The organism is Pseudomonas sp. FP198, from assembly GCF_030687895.1.
Classification (GTDB): domain Bacteria; phylum Pseudomonadota; class Gammaproteobacteria; order Pseudomonadales; family Pseudomonadaceae; genus Aquipseudomonas.
Map to the genome: position 1 here is coordinate 4,253,177 of NZ_CP117452.1, position 13,816 is coordinate 4,266,992.

General features: G+C 61.3%; 8 protein-coding genes. 1 reads left to right on the forward strand and 7 read right to left on the reverse strand.

Going from position 1 to position 13,816, the window contains the following annotated elements; translation table 11 throughout:
• Window positions 1–47: 47 nt before the first annotated feature.
• The 4 genes from PSH78_RS19335 to aceK form a co-directional block, all read right to left on the reverse strand.
• The gene (locus tag PSH78_RS19335; protein WP_305496166.1) at window positions 48–1,358 is read right to left on the reverse strand and encodes an OprO/OprP family phosphate-selective porin; all 1,311 of its coding nucleotides are present in this window, start codon (window positions 1,356–1,358) and stop codon (window positions 48–50) included.
• Between the two features lie 373 nt (window positions 1,359–1,731).
• Complete coding sequence (locus PSH78_RS19340) at window positions 1,732–2,853, reverse strand: beta-ketoacyl-ACP synthase III (RefSeq protein WP_305496167.1); 1,122 nt, start codon at window positions 2,851–2,853, stop codon at window positions 1,732–1,734.
• A 323-nt stretch (window positions 2,854–3,176) separates the two neighbouring features.
• Window positions 3,177–7,088, reverse strand: coding sequence for an ATP-dependent RNA helicase HrpA (gene hrpA, locus PSH78_RS19345; protein WP_305496168.1), 3,912 nt, complete (start codon window positions 7,086–7,088; stop codon window positions 3,177–3,179).
• A gap of 258 nt (window positions 7,089–7,346) precedes the next feature.
• Window positions 7,347–9,068, reverse strand: a complete 1,722-nt coding sequence (gene aceK, locus PSH78_RS19350) for a bifunctional isocitrate dehydrogenase kinase/phosphatase (protein WP_305496169.1) — start codon at window positions 9,066–9,068, stop codon at window positions 7,347–7,349.
• A gap of 131 nt (window positions 9,069–9,199) precedes the next feature.
• Here aceK and PSH78_RS19355 point away from each other — a divergent pair, with 131 nt between their 5' ends.
• A complete protein-coding gene (locus tag PSH78_RS19355) occupies window positions 9,200–10,108 on the forward strand; it encodes a DMT family transporter (protein WP_305496170.1) in 909 nt (302 codons plus the stop codon).
• Between the two features lie 119 nt (window positions 10,109–10,227).
• Here PSH78_RS19355 and PSH78_RS19360 read toward each other — a convergent pair whose 3' ends face one another.
• The 3 genes from PSH78_RS19360 to cysK form a co-directional block, all read right to left on the reverse strand.
• The gene (locus PSH78_RS19360) at window positions 10,228–11,091 is read right to left on the reverse strand and encodes a DMT family transporter (RefSeq protein WP_305496171.1); all 864 of its coding nucleotides are present in this window, start codon (window positions 11,089–11,091) and stop codon (window positions 10,228–10,230) included.
• A gap of 335 nt (window positions 11,092–11,426) precedes the next feature.
• Complete coding sequence (locus PSH78_RS19365; protein WP_305496172.1) at window positions 11,427–12,365, reverse strand: aspartyl/asparaginyl beta-hydroxylase domain-containing protein; 939 nt, start codon at window positions 12,363–12,365, stop codon at window positions 11,427–11,429.
• Window positions 12,366–12,734: 369 nt separating this feature from the next.
• Entirely contained in the window at window positions 12,735–13,709 is a 975-nt protein-coding gene (gene cysK / locus PSH78_RS19370) for a cysteine synthase A (protein ID WP_305496173.1), read from the reverse strand.
• Between the last annotated feature and the right edge of the window lie 107 nt (window positions 13,710–13,816).

Genomic DNA, 13,816 nt, shown 5'->3' on the forward strand with positions numbered 1-13,816 from the left:
AGGAGCGTAACGGATGAAAGTGGAGCGGTGTATCAGGTCAAAGCGATTTAGAACACGTACTGGGCACGCACGACCACACCTTTGCCGTCGTCGTCGCCGTTGACGTTGGTCACGTTGTCGGTCTTGGCCTTGACGTAAGCGGCAGAGATCTTCACCGCTTCGTTGGCGTACCAGTTGACGCCCAGGTTGTGCACCTTGGCTTCGGCGTCGCCCACATCACGGGTCGCGGTGGCGGTGGTGATGTTGTCGTCTTCGACGGTCATGCTGTCGTAGCGATAGAACAGTTCCCAGGCGCCGATGGATTTGTTGGCAGGCTTGATCGAATCGAATTTGCCGATCTTATAACCGCGCGCCTCGCCGGTGAGGGTGTAGGCGCCCTGCACGTAGAAACCATGGCCCTTGAGGTCTTCGAAGGCGCTGTCGTCAGCCTTGGTCTTGCGGGTGATGTATTCACCCTGGATCGACGCAGGACCCATGGCGAACGCGGCTTCCAGGCCAAAGGCGGTGTCGGTGTCGTAGGAACCGGCTGGCGAGTTGTTCGCGCCACCCAGTACCGGACGGTTGCCGTTAGGACCGGCATCGTTGCCGCCCAGGGTCTCGACACCACGCATGCCCAGACGGGAGCGATAACGCGCGTCGAACGCGGTGTCCGAAACGTCACGCGAGGCCACGTTCACACCGAAGTGCAACACGTTGCCGGCGTCGTGCATCGGAGCGAATACGAAACGACCGTTGGCCTGCTTGATGCTGTTGCCGTCGGTATCGTCGGTATCTTTGCTGAACACGCCAGCCGAGGCGTAGAACGAGTCGGCGAAGACGCCGGAGGCTTGCAGGCCCAGGCCGTTCTGGTGGCCGTTGGCCCAGTCGATCAGGTCGTAGGCGGCGTTACGCTCAGGCGCGGTGACCCACTTGGAGCTGGTGGCTTTTTCCAGGCCGAAGTCCGGGTCGAAACGACCGACCTTGATCGACACCGGCTTGAAGCCGTTGTAGGCCAGGGAGGCTTCGTCGAAGTAGCCGTTGTCGGAATCGCCGCTGTTGTGGGAGAAATCGTAGTTGATGGTGTAGGCCCAGTCCGTGTACAGCACGCCGGACAGCTCCAGGAAGCCGCGGCGGATGTAAGCGGCATCAGCCTTGTCGCCGTTGTCGGTGTAGATCCCATCGAACTGGCTGTAGTCAGCCTGCAAACGACCGCCGAGCTTGAAGCTGAACTCTTTGTCAGTGGTAGCGACCTCCAGGCCGCCCTTGGTCTTGACCACGATATCGGCGCCGTCGGTGGTTACGGTGCCGGCGAAAGCCTGGGCGGTTACTGCCATTGCCAGAGCGCTGGCGGCAAAACCTGCGAAGTGCTTACGGATCATCGAAGAATTCCCCTAGTTGGTAGTCTATGCGTTAGAAAACACGCGGAACTGGGCCCGCTGGTGTTGGGAGGGGATCTTGGCGATGGGTTGTGTCAGGCGAGTTGCTATCACATAAAGATTTTATGACAGCGGAACTTTTTACTTCGAATGGGAATAACAAAACAGCAGCTTCGAGAGGCAAGCCGTAAGCTGCAAGCTAGAGCGGTGAAGCAGCGACCCAGCTGCTTTCGTGGCGAGGGAGCTTGCTCCCGCTGGGCTGCATAGCAGCCCCAAACTTTATCTGGCACTGCGATGTATCTGTGGGACGCTGGGGCTGCTGCGCAGCCCAGCGGGAGCAAGCTCCCTCGCCACAGGGAAAATCAAGCAGTCCGGATCAACGCTTGCGCAGGATCACGCTGCCGATCGAGTAGCCGGCGCCAAACGAGCTGAGCACCGCGACCGAGCCGCTGGGCAGGTCGTCCTGGTGCAGGTGAAAGGAAATCACCGAACCCGCCGAGCTGGTGTTGGCGTAGCGGTCGAGGATCACCGGGGCTTCTTCCTCGCTGGCTTCGCGCCCGAGCAGTTTGCGCACGATCAGCTGGTTCATGCTCAGGTTGGCCTGATGCAGCCAGAAACGCTTCACTTCGCCGACGTTCAGCTGGTTTTCCTGCAAATGAGCGCCAATCAATTCGGCGACCATCGGGCAGACGTCGCGGAACACTTTGCGGCCTTCTTGGACGAAAAGTTTGTCCCGCGTGCCGATGCCCTCTTCCGCCGCGCGGTTGAGGAAGCCGAAGTTGTTGCGGATGTTGTTGGAGAACTTGGTGAGCAGCTTGGTGCTGACCACGTCGAACTGGTACGGCGATGTCGCCTGGTCCGCCCGCTCGATGATCACCGCCGTGGCTGCGTCGCCGAAGATGAAATGGCTGTCGCGATCACGGAAATTCAAGTGGCCGGTGCACACTTCCGGGTTGACCATCAGGATCGCCCGGGCCTGGCCCAGCTGTACGCTGTTGGCGGCGGCCTGGATGCCGAAGGTCGCCGAAGAACAGGCCACGTTCATGTCGAAACCGAACCCTTCGATACCCAGGGCTTCCTGGACTTCAATGGCAATGGCCGGATAGGCACGCTGCAGGTTGGAACAGGCAACGATCACGCCGTCGATGTCAGCAGCGCTGCGACCGGCGCGCTCAAGCGCCTGTTTCGCGGCGCCGATGGCCATTTCGCAGAGCACCGACCATTCTTCGTTGGAGCGCTCCGGCAGGCGCGGCGTCATGCGCTTGGGATCGAGAATACCGTCCTTGTCCATCACGAAACGGCTCTTGATGCCTGAAGCCTTTTCGATGAAGGCCGCATTGGACTCGGTCAATGCCTCGACTTCGCCGCGCTCGATGGCCTCGGCATTGTCGGCATTGAACTGCGCGACATAGGTATTGAAAGACTGCACCAGCTCTTCGTTGGAGATGCTGTTGGCCGGGGTATACAGGCCGGTGCCGCTGATGACGACGTTATGCATGGTCGTGTCTCTGATCTGTTCAGGCAGAAAGTATTGGCACCGACGTACCAACACGCAAAGGGTCTTTCCCATCCCGTGGGAGCAGACCTGGCATCGCTTTATTCCGATCCGCCCGTGGTAATGAAGCCAAAACCACGGGACCGGCATTTATAGGCGCGAAGTTTGCCATAAACGCTGGCGTTTGGCCCATTCTCCCTTGCTTACAACACAAAACCCCTGTGGGAGCGAGCCTGCTCGCGAAGGCGGTGCATCAGCCAACATCATTGCAAGCTGAACCATCGCTTTCGCGAGCAGGCTCGCTCCCACAGGTTATCGCGCCGACTCTAAGCCTCCACCAACCCCCACTGCTTGCCCAGGCGCTTGTCGGAAATCGGCACCTTGGTGCCCAGCTGCTGGGCGAACAGCGATACGCGGTATTCCTCCAGCCACCAGCGGTACAGTTCCAGCTGCGGATCGCGCTTGCCTTCCTGGGCATGCTTGCTGGCGCGGGCCTGGTATTGCGCCCAGAGGTTGGACAGCTCGCCGCTCCAGACCCGGTCCTTCTGTACCTGGCTGCCGAGCTTCTCGAAGCGTTGCTCGATAGCCTTGAGGTAGCGCGGCAGCTCCTTGAGCCATTGATGCGGGGTTTCACGCACAAAGCCCGGGTACACCAGGTGGCTGAGCTGCTGCTTGATGTCGTTCAGCGCCACGGCCTGGGCCAGATCGATCTTGCCCTTGAAGCGTTTTTGCAGGCCGTGCCAGAGTTTCAGGATATCCAGGGTCAGCCTGGCCAGGCGTTCGGCATGCTCGGTCCAGCCGCCGCGCTTGCGCTCGGCCAGGGCCGCCAGCGCGGCGCCGTCGCGCGGCAGGCTCGGCTCGCCTTCGAGGACGCAACTGTCGAGACTCGCCAGCAGGATGTCTTCCACCAGAGCGTCGATGCGCCCAAGCTCGCGATACAGCAGGCCCAGTTCGGTCAGGCCCGGCAGCTTGCCGCGAAGAAACTTCGCCGTTTCGGCCAGTTGCTGCATGAGCAAGCGTTGCAAGGCGCGGCGATGCTGGAACTCGGCTTCGGCCGGGGTCGGGAAACGCCCTTCCTTGACCACACCGCCCTCTTCCACCAGCGCCGGGTACACCGTCATCGACAGCCCGGCGATCTTCTGTTGGGTTTTTTCCGCCACTGGCGCGAAGATTTTCGCTTCCACCGGTTCCTGGCTCTTCGCCGTCTGCGGCACGGCTAACGCGGCCTGGCTGGCTTCGGCAAAACGCGCGGTCAGCTCGGCCAGGTCGCGGCCTTCGCCGAGGAACTTGCCTTGGCCGTCGACGATTTCCAGGTTCATGCGCAAATGGCTTTCCACTTGCTGCGCCGCTTCCGCCCAGGCTTCGTCGCTGACCCGCGCGCCGGTCATGCGCAGCAGCTCGCGCCCTAGGGACTGCGGCAGCGAGCCCTCGGCGAAAGTGATGCGCTGCAGCGCCGCCTTGACGAAGTCCGGCACCGGCACGAAGTTCTTGCGCAAAGCCTTGGGCAGGTTGCGCACCAGGGCGATGCATTTGGCCTCGATCATCCCCGGCACCAGCCATTCCAGGCGCTCCGGCGGCAGCATCGGCAGCAGCGGTGCCGGTACCCGCAACGTCACGCCATCGCGCGGGTGGTTGGGCTCGAAGTGATAGCTCAACGGCAAGGTCAGGTCGCCGACGCGCAAAGTGTCGGGATACAGATTGGCCGTCACCTCGCTGGCCTCGCGAGCGAGCACGTCTTCTTCGCGCATGATCAACAGCTGCGGGTCTTTCTGGCTGTTGATCCGGTACCAGCTATCGAACGTCGCGGTCTGGTGGATCTCGGCGGGCAGGCGAGCATCGTAGAACGCGAAGAGGGTTTCCTCGTCCGCCAGGATGTCGCGGCGACGGGCCTTGGCTTCGAGCTCGTCAAGCTGTTCCAGCAATCGGGTGTTGGCGCTCAGGCACTTGGCCCGGGACTGGATTTCGCCACGCACCAGCGCCTCGCGGATGAACAGTTCGCGGGACACCACCGGGTCCACCGGCCCGTAGTGCACCGGCCGGCGACCGACCACGATCAGCCCGAACAAGGTGATCTGCTCGTAAGCCACCACCTGTCCGCGCTTCTTCTCCCAATGGGGTTCGAAGTGGTTCTTCTTGATCAGGTGCCCGGCCAGCGGTTCGATCCAGTCCGGTTCGATCTTCGCCACCATGCGCGCATACAACTTGGTGGTTTCCACCAACTCGGCGGTCATCAGCCACTGCGGGCGCTTCTTGCCCAGCCCGGACGAGGGATGGACCCAGAAGCGTCGCTGCCGCGCACCGAGGTAATCGCCGTCCTCGGTTTTCTGGCCGATCTGGCTCAACAGGCCCGAGAGCACCGCCTTGTGCAGTTTCGGATAATCGGCCGGTTCCTTGTTGAGGCTCAACTGCATGTCGCGGCAGATCAGGCTCAACTGGCGATGGGAATCGCGCCATTCACGCAGGCGCAAGTAATTCAGGAAGTTTTTGCGGCACCAGTTACGCAGGGGGCTGGCGGTCAGGGCCAGGCGCTGTTCTTCAAAGCCGCGCCACAGATTGACCAACCCGGCGAAGTCCGAATCCGCATCCTTCCACTGCGCGTGGGCCTGGTCGGCGGCCTGCTGGCGCTCGGGCGGGCGTTCGCGCGGATCCTGAATCGACATGGCACTGGCCACGATCAGGACTTCCTGGAGGCTGCCCAGTTTCGCCGCTTCCAGCAACATGCGGCCCATGCGCGGGTCCACCGGCAAGCGCGCCAACTGGCGGCCCAACGGCGTCAACTGGCTGTTGCGGTCTACCGCCGAAAGCTCTTGCAGCAGGTTGAAACCGTCGCTGATGGCCTTGCCATCCGGCGGTTCGATAAACGGAAAGTCAGTGATCTCGCCGAGGCGCAGATGCAGCATCTGCAGGATCACCGCCGCCAGGTTGGTGCGCAGGATCTCCGGATCGGTAAACTCCGGCCGGCCAAGGAAATCCTCTTCGCTGTACAAGCGCACGCAAATCCCCGGCTCGACCCGTCCGCAGCGGCCCTTGCGCTGGTTGGCGCTGGCCTGGGAAATGGCTTCGATAGGCAGGCGCTGGACCTTGGCGCGGTAGCTGTAGCGGCTGATGCGCGCGGTGCCGCTGTCGATCACGTAGCGAATGCCCGGCACAGTCAGCGAGGTTTCGGCGACGTTGGTCGCCAGCACCACGCGACGGCCCGGGTGCGACTGGAAGATCCGCTGTTGTTCGGCCGGCGACAGCCGCGCGTACAACGGCAGGATTTCGGTGTGTTTGAGCTGGGCCTTGCGCAGCATCTCCGCCGCGTCGCGAATCTCCCGCTCGCCCGGCAGGAACACCAGCACATCACCGGGGCTGCGGCGTTCGTTGCGTTCATGGGCGGCAATTTCATCGAGGGTGGCGAGGATCGCCTGGTCAACGGTCAAGTCGTCCTCGACCCGATTGCCCTCCTCGTCCTGCTCCAGCGTCAACGGGCGATACCAGGTCTCCACCGGAAAGGTACGGCCCGAGACTTCGACGATCGGCGCGTCATCGAAGTGCTTGGAAAAGCGCTCCAGGTCGATCGTCGCCGAGGTGATGATGACCTTCAGGTCCGGACGGCGCGGCAGCAGGGTCTTGAGGTAGCCGAGCAGGAAATCGATGTTGAGGCTGCGTTCGTGAGCCTCGTCGACGATGATCGTGTCGTAGCGTTCGAGGTAGCGATCGTTCTGGGTCTCGGCCAGCAGGATACCGTCGGTCATCAGCTTGATCAGGGTATTGGCGTCGCTCTGGTCCTCGAAGCGCACCTGATATCCCACCAACGCCCCCAACGGCGTGCCGAGTTCTTCGGCGACCCGGCTCGCCACGCTACGGGCGGCGATCCGGCGTGGTTGGGTGTGACCGATCAAGCCATGCTGCCCGCGACCGATTTCCAGGCAGATTTTCGGCAACTGGGTGGTTTTACCCGAGCCGGTTTCGCCGGCGATGATCAACACTTGATGCTTGAGCAGCGCCTCTTTGATCTCGTCGCGCTTGGCCGCGATCGGCAAGTTGTCGTCGTAGCGAATCGACGGCACGCTCGCCTTGCGCGCCTGCACCTGGTCGCACGATGCCTGCATGCGCGTCACCCACTGGGCCAGCTTGGCCTCGTCGGGTTTCTTGCGCAGCTCGAGCAACTGCCGCCGCAACCGGTGACGGTCGGCGAGCATGGCGTGGTCGAGGTTCTTCAGCAGTTTGTCGATAGCGGGGGCTTGGTCAGTCATCAGGTACGCAGGGATCGTCGGTGTGAGCAAGGGGCGATTGTCGCAGATTTGCGGCTATCGCGCCGAGCACCAGAAGCGGCCCCCACCCTCCCACAGGGGATTTGCGTCAAGGAATGCTTTTGTGGCGAGGGAGCTTGCTCCCGCTCGGTTGCGCAGCAGCCGCCTGGGTTTAATGTCGGTCACCAAATCGCCGGGGTGCGCTTCGCACACCAGCGGGAGCAAGCTCCCTCGCCACGGGGATTTCGCTCAGCCACCCAGTTATTCGCTGTCCAAGTCCTTGCGCCGATACGGAAACACATCGATCACCTTCCCCGCCCGAATCGCCTCTTGCAGGCCTTTCCAGTAGTCGGCGTTGTACAACTCGCCGTGCAACTGGTCGAAGAGCTTGCGCTGCCCGGCATCGGCAAACAGGAACGGCGGAAACTCTTCGGGGAAGACGTCCAGCGGCCCTATGGAATACCAGGGCTCGGAGGCCATTTCATCTTCCGGTGTGCGCGGCTGGGGGATGTGGCGAAAATTGGCTTCGGTCAGGAAGCAGATTTCATCGTAGTCGTAGAACACCACGCGACCATGGCGGGTGACGCCGAAGTTCTTCAGCAGCATGTCACCGGGGAAGATATTGGCCGCCGCCAGTTGCTTGATCGCCAGTCCATAATCCTCCAGCGCCTCACGTACCTGGGCCTCGTTGGCGTTTTCCAGATAGAGGTTCAGCGGCGTCATCCGGCGTTCGGTCCAGCAGTGGCGAATCAGCACCGTGTCGCCGTCCACCGACACCGTGGATGGCGCCACTTCCAGCAGCTCTTCCAGGCAGGCCGGTTCGAATTTGCTCAAGGGAAAACGGAAGTCGGCGAACTCCTGGGTGTCGGCCATGCGCCCGACCCGGTCGACGCTTTTCACCAGTCGATACTTCTCGATCACCGTGGCCCGGTCGACGTTTTTCGACGGCGAGAAACGGTCCTTGATGATTTTGAAAACCGTGTTGAAGCCCGGCAAGGTAAACACGCTCATGACCATGCCGCGCACGCCCGGGGCCATGATGAACTGGTCGTCGGTATTCGCCAGGTGGTTGATCAGCGCCCGGTAGAACTCCGATTTGCCGTGCTTGTAGAAACCGATGGACGTGTACAACTCGGCGATGTGCTTGCCCGGCAGGATGCGCTTGAGGAAACCGACGAATTCCGCCGGCACCGGCACATCCACCATGAAATACGAGCGGGTGAACGAGAAGATGATCGACACCTGCGCCTCGTCGGTAATCAGCGCGTCGATCTGGATGCCGCGCCCTTCGCGATGCAGCAGCGGGATCACCAGCGGCCATTGGTCGTCACGAGTGTAGATGCGCCCCACCAGGTAGGCGCCCTTGTTGCGGTAGAGCACCGAGGAGAACAACTCCACCGTCAGTTCCGGATCCTTGCAGACCCAATCCGGCAGGTTCTCGCGCAGTTGGCTTTCGAGCCGTTGCAGGTCGCCGGGCAGGTCGGCGTAGTCCTCGCTGAAGCGATAGTCGGCGAAAATCGCCGCCAGCATCCTGTCCAGTTGCCCCTGGGGCTTGTAGGTCCGGGTCTGGGCCGCACGGGCACGGCGCAGGCTCGGCCGGGTGGTGTGGATGAACATGGTGCCGTCGCTGATCAGGTCATGGCTGAACAGGCCGCAGAAGATCGAGTTGTACCAGGTCTCCGACAGCTCATCGTCAAACCGCAGGTCGATCAGGCTGATATAGGCGCTTTTCACCAACGGCCAGCAACCGACATCCATCAGGGCCTCGGCAGCGAAGGTGTTGCGCAGCCTGGCCACGGTTTCGAAGACTTTTTCTTCATACAAGCTGATGCGCGCCGCCGACGCCGCTTGCGCCTCCTGCCACTGCGCCTGCTCGAATCGGGCACGGGCGCCATCGGTGATGTGCCGGAATTGCTCACGGTAATCATCGAAGCCGTCGAGAATCGAACGGGCGATATCGGTGGCGGGCCATGGCTGCGACATAGGGAAAACCTCGGCGGGTCATGCTTGTTATTGGCGACTGAGCTTAGAGGCCAATCGAGCGGCAACGCAACCATTGCCATCGGTGTTTGGCGGGGCGACACTTGCGGCCCGATCAAGGAAGGACGCATCTCGTGAATCTCGTCGACACCCTGCGCTTGCTGTCGCTGGCCGCCATCTGGGGGGCCAGCTTCCTGTTCATGCGCATCATCGCCCCGGTGATTGGCACGATTCCTACGGCTTTTTTCCGCGTTTCCATTGCCTTCGTCGGCCTGCTGATCATTCTTGCGCTGATGCGTATCGACTGGAATTTTCGCGGCAAGCTGAAAGCGGTAATGGTGCTGGGCCTGATCAACTCGGGCATTCCGGCAACGTTCTATTCCCTTGCCGCTCAGGTGTTGCCGGCCGGTTATTCGGCTATCTTCAACGCCACCACACCGTTGATGGGCGTGCTGATCGGCGGGTTGTTTTTCAGCGAGCAACTCACCGTGGCCAAGGTCAGCGGGGTATTCCTCGGCCTGTTCGGCGTTGGCATCCTGACCGGTGCCGGCCCGGTGGCATTCGACCACGAGTTACTGATGGGTGCCCTGGCCTGCTTGCTCTCCACCACTTGCTACGGTTTTGCCGGCTTCCTCACCCGTCGTTGGCTCGACCATCAAGGTGGGCTGGACAGTCGCCTCTCCGCCTTGGGCAGCATGTTCGGCGCCACGGTTTTCCTGTTGCCGTTGTTCGGTTACAGCGTCATCAGCCAACCGCCGGCCAGTTGGGGCGGCTGGAGCGTCTGGCTATCGCTGCTGGGGCTGGGCCTGGTTTGCACCGCGCTGGCGTACATCCTGTATTTCCGCTTGCTCAGCTCCATCGGTCCGGTCAAATCCATGACCACGACCTTTTTAATCCCGCCGTTCGGCGTGCTGTGGGGCGCGTTACTGCTGGATGAGCCGTTGGGGATGGCGCATTTGTATGGCGGGGTGTTGATTGCGGCGGCGTTGTGGCTGGTGCTGAAGCCTGGCGGGGCGAAACCGGCTGAGGTGTCGGCCAGGTAGTCCAGCGGTATGGCAAGATTGCCTTCGCGAGCAGGCTCGCTCCCACAGGGTCAATTGCAATCCTTGTGGGAGCGAGCCTGCTCGCGAAAGCAGTGGTGCAATCAATAGATATCTATCGGCTAGCGGCTCTTACGGAACACAAACACCAACCCGACGATGATCAGCACCATGCCCAGCAGGCTCAACAACGCCAGCCGGTTGCCGAACACCAGGTAGTCCATGATCGCCGTCACCGCCGGCACCAGGTAGAACAGGCTGGTGACGTTGACGAGGTTGCCCCGGGCGATCAAGCGATAAAGCAACAAGGTCGCCAACACCGACACCACCAGCCCCATCCACAACACCGGCACGATGAACCCCGCATTGTGCTCGAAGTGAAACGGTTGAAACGGCACGAACACCACGCACAGCAAGAGCCCGGCCAGGTACTGCACCGGCAATGTACCGAGGGGATTGTCGGTGATGCGCTTCTGCATGATCGAACCTGCTGTCATGCTTACCAGCGCCAGCAACCCGCACAGCATGCCCGTCAACGACATGCCGGCCAGGCCAATGCCCTGGTACACCACCATGATCAAGCCCACCAGGCCCAGCGCCAGGCCGAACATCCGTTGCCAGGAACGCTGGCGCTCCATGAGCACCACGGTGAGGATCGGTTGTACGCCCATCAGCGTGGCCATCACACCGGGCGTAACGTTCAATTGCAGCGCCAGCAGATAGAAAATCTGATAGGCACCCAACAACACCAGGCCGGTCGTCGCCGCGTACAGCATCGGCTTGCCAGCCTTCGGCAGCTTGAACTTCAACAGCGGGATCAACAGCACCAGCGCGCACAGCGCAATCGCAAAACGGATCAGCAGGAAAGCGAAGGGGGACGCGTGGGCCAGGCCCAGTTTGGAAAAGATCGCTCCGCTGCTCCACAGCAAAACGAACAGGCTCGTGGAAGCCGTCGCCAATAAGGCGTTCTTGGAAAAGGAAAACATGAAAACCACCTGTAGTCAGGCAAAAAGCCAACTCAGCCGAAGCTGAAATCCAGTCGTTTCTTTCAGGCAGGCACAGGGGACGGCAACCGTTGCCGATCAGCCCTTAACGCCAACACCCGGCGGTGATACGCAGGCGTATACCGGTGAGCGACTGACAGGTGGAGGGTATTGACCGATCTGCTCAGGCTGCGGGTTCCCGCACGGCACGACGCCAGCGTTGAACGCTGGAACCACAACCGCGGTGAACGGGAATGCAGGCATGAGCCGATCTCTTGAGGGATGGGTCCGAAGACCGAGCGCCGACTATAACCAGCGCCCGATGTGTAACGCAATGTTTAAACGAATAACCAGTAGCCCAGCGCCGTCAACACTGCCACCGCCAACACCGGTCGCAGCACCCGATAGGCCTTGGGATGCCGGCGCTTGAATTGCTTGACCCGGCCGCTGATGCCGTCGCTGAACGTCTTGCTCCAGGCATAGGCGCGGTTGATGCCGCCGACATGCTCGTCGTCCAGGTTCTGCGGCGCGGTGGCTCGGCCAAGGAAGGCACTGATGGCGCGATTGAAACGAGTCATCAAGGGATTTTTAAGGGGACGCTCGACATCGCAGAACAGGATGACGCGCGTCTGGTCTGTTTCATTCCTGACCCAGTGCACATACGTTTCGTCGAACATCACGTCTTCACCGTCACGCCAGGCATAGATCTGCCCGTCGACGAAGATCCGGCAATCGTCGGAATTGGGCGTGGACAGCCCCAGGTGATAACGCAGGGAACCGGCGAATGGGTCACGATGGGGATTAAGGTGGCTGCCCCCCGGCAGCAGGGCGAACATCGCGCCCCGCACGTTGGGAATCCGGTTGACCAGCTCGACGGTCCGGGGGCACAACAACTCCGCCGATGGCAGCGGCTTGTCGTACCACTTGAGGTAGAAGCGCTTCCAGCCTTTCTTGAAGAACGAACCGAAACCGGCGTCGTTGTTTTTCTCGGCGGCGCGGATGTAACCCTCGTCGAACAGGTGCATGGCTTCGTCGCGGATCACTTGCCAGTTTTCCTTGAGCACATCCAGTTCCGGAAATTCGCGGCGATCCAGGTAGGGCTTGGAGGGCACCCTGGAAAACAGGTACATCAAGGCGTTGTAAGGGGCGAACAACGCCGAGTGGTTGACGAACTGGCGCAACACCGGCAGACGCGCCTTGCCACGCAAATGCACAAAAAGCGTACTGCCCACAAACAGCAGCAACACCGAGGCCTTGGCGACAAACGAAACGCTCATTTCTTTCAACTCCTTGTTTGAATTGCGCAGCGCCATCAGCCCGACGCGGCGGCTGGCCATGTTAAATACCCTCGTGCAGATGAAACATCGTCAGACGTGACATTCACTGTTGAGGATTACGCAACAAAGCCCTTGTTAACATGCGTCAGCTGAACCTTGGCTGACGCATCGAACGATCTTCCACTGCCCTCCAAGGGCGATGTTTTCTGTGGCGAGGGAGCTTGCTCCCGCTCGACTGCGAAGCAAGCGCCTGGGATCAAGGCGTGCCGCCGATGGCAGGGGCGCGCTTCGCACGCCAGCGGGAGCAAGCTCCCTCGCCACAAAAAGCCTGCTTTTCCCGCCAGATTCCCAGTCACATCCAGCGTTCAGTTACTGCTGGGTCTCCTGCTCGGTAAACAGGTCACTGAACAACATGCTCGACAGGTACCGTTCGCCCGAATCAGGCAGGATCACCACGATAGTCTTGCCCTGCATTTCCGGTTTTTCCGCCAGGCGCACCGCCACGGCCATGGCCGCGCCGCAGGAAATGCCGCAGAGGATGCCCTCTTCCTGCATCAGGCGCAGGGCCATGGCCTTGGACTCCTCATCGGTCACTCGCTCGACCTGGTCGACAATCGACAGATCGAGGTTCTTCGGCACAAAACCCGCACCAATCCCCTGGATCTTGTGCGGGCTCGGCTTGATTTCCTGCCCCGCCATCGCCTGGGTAATCACCGGCGAAGCCTCGGGTTCCACCGCCACCGACAGGATCGGTTTGCCACAGGTGTTCTTGATATACCGCGAGACCCCGGTGATGGTTCCACCCGTGCCCACGCCCGCGACCAGCACGTCCACCGCGCCATCGGTGTCGTTCCAGATTTCCGGGCCGGTGGTTTTTTCATGGATCGCCGGGTTCGCCGGGTTATCGAACTGCTGCGGCATGAAATATTTTGACGGGTCGCTGGCGAGGATCTCGGCGGCCTTCTCGATGGCGCCCTTCATGCCCTTGGCCGGCTCGGTGAGCACCAGCTCCGCGCCCAGCGCCTTGAGCACCTTGCGCCGCTCGATACTCATGGACGCCGGCATGGTCAGCATCAGCTTGTAGCCACGGGCGGCAGCCACGAACGCCAGGCCAATGCCGGTATTGCCCGAGGTTGGCTCGACGATGGTCATGCCTGGCTTGAGACGGCCCGAGCTCTCAGCGTCCCAGATCATGTTCGCGCCGATCCGGCACTTGACCGAATAACCCGGGTTGCGCCCTTCGATCTTCGCCAGGATGGTCACGCCGCGCGGGGCGATGCGGTTGATCTGCACCAGTGGCGTATTGCCGATGGAATGGGCGTTGTCAGCGTATATACGACTCATGACCGGGTCCTTAATGCAGGGGGAATTTAGCGCTTAAAGGTAAGCCTGTTGCCAAAGGGCGTCCAGTTGCAGCGAACGTTCCAGTTGTTACAAGAGTCAATGGTTTT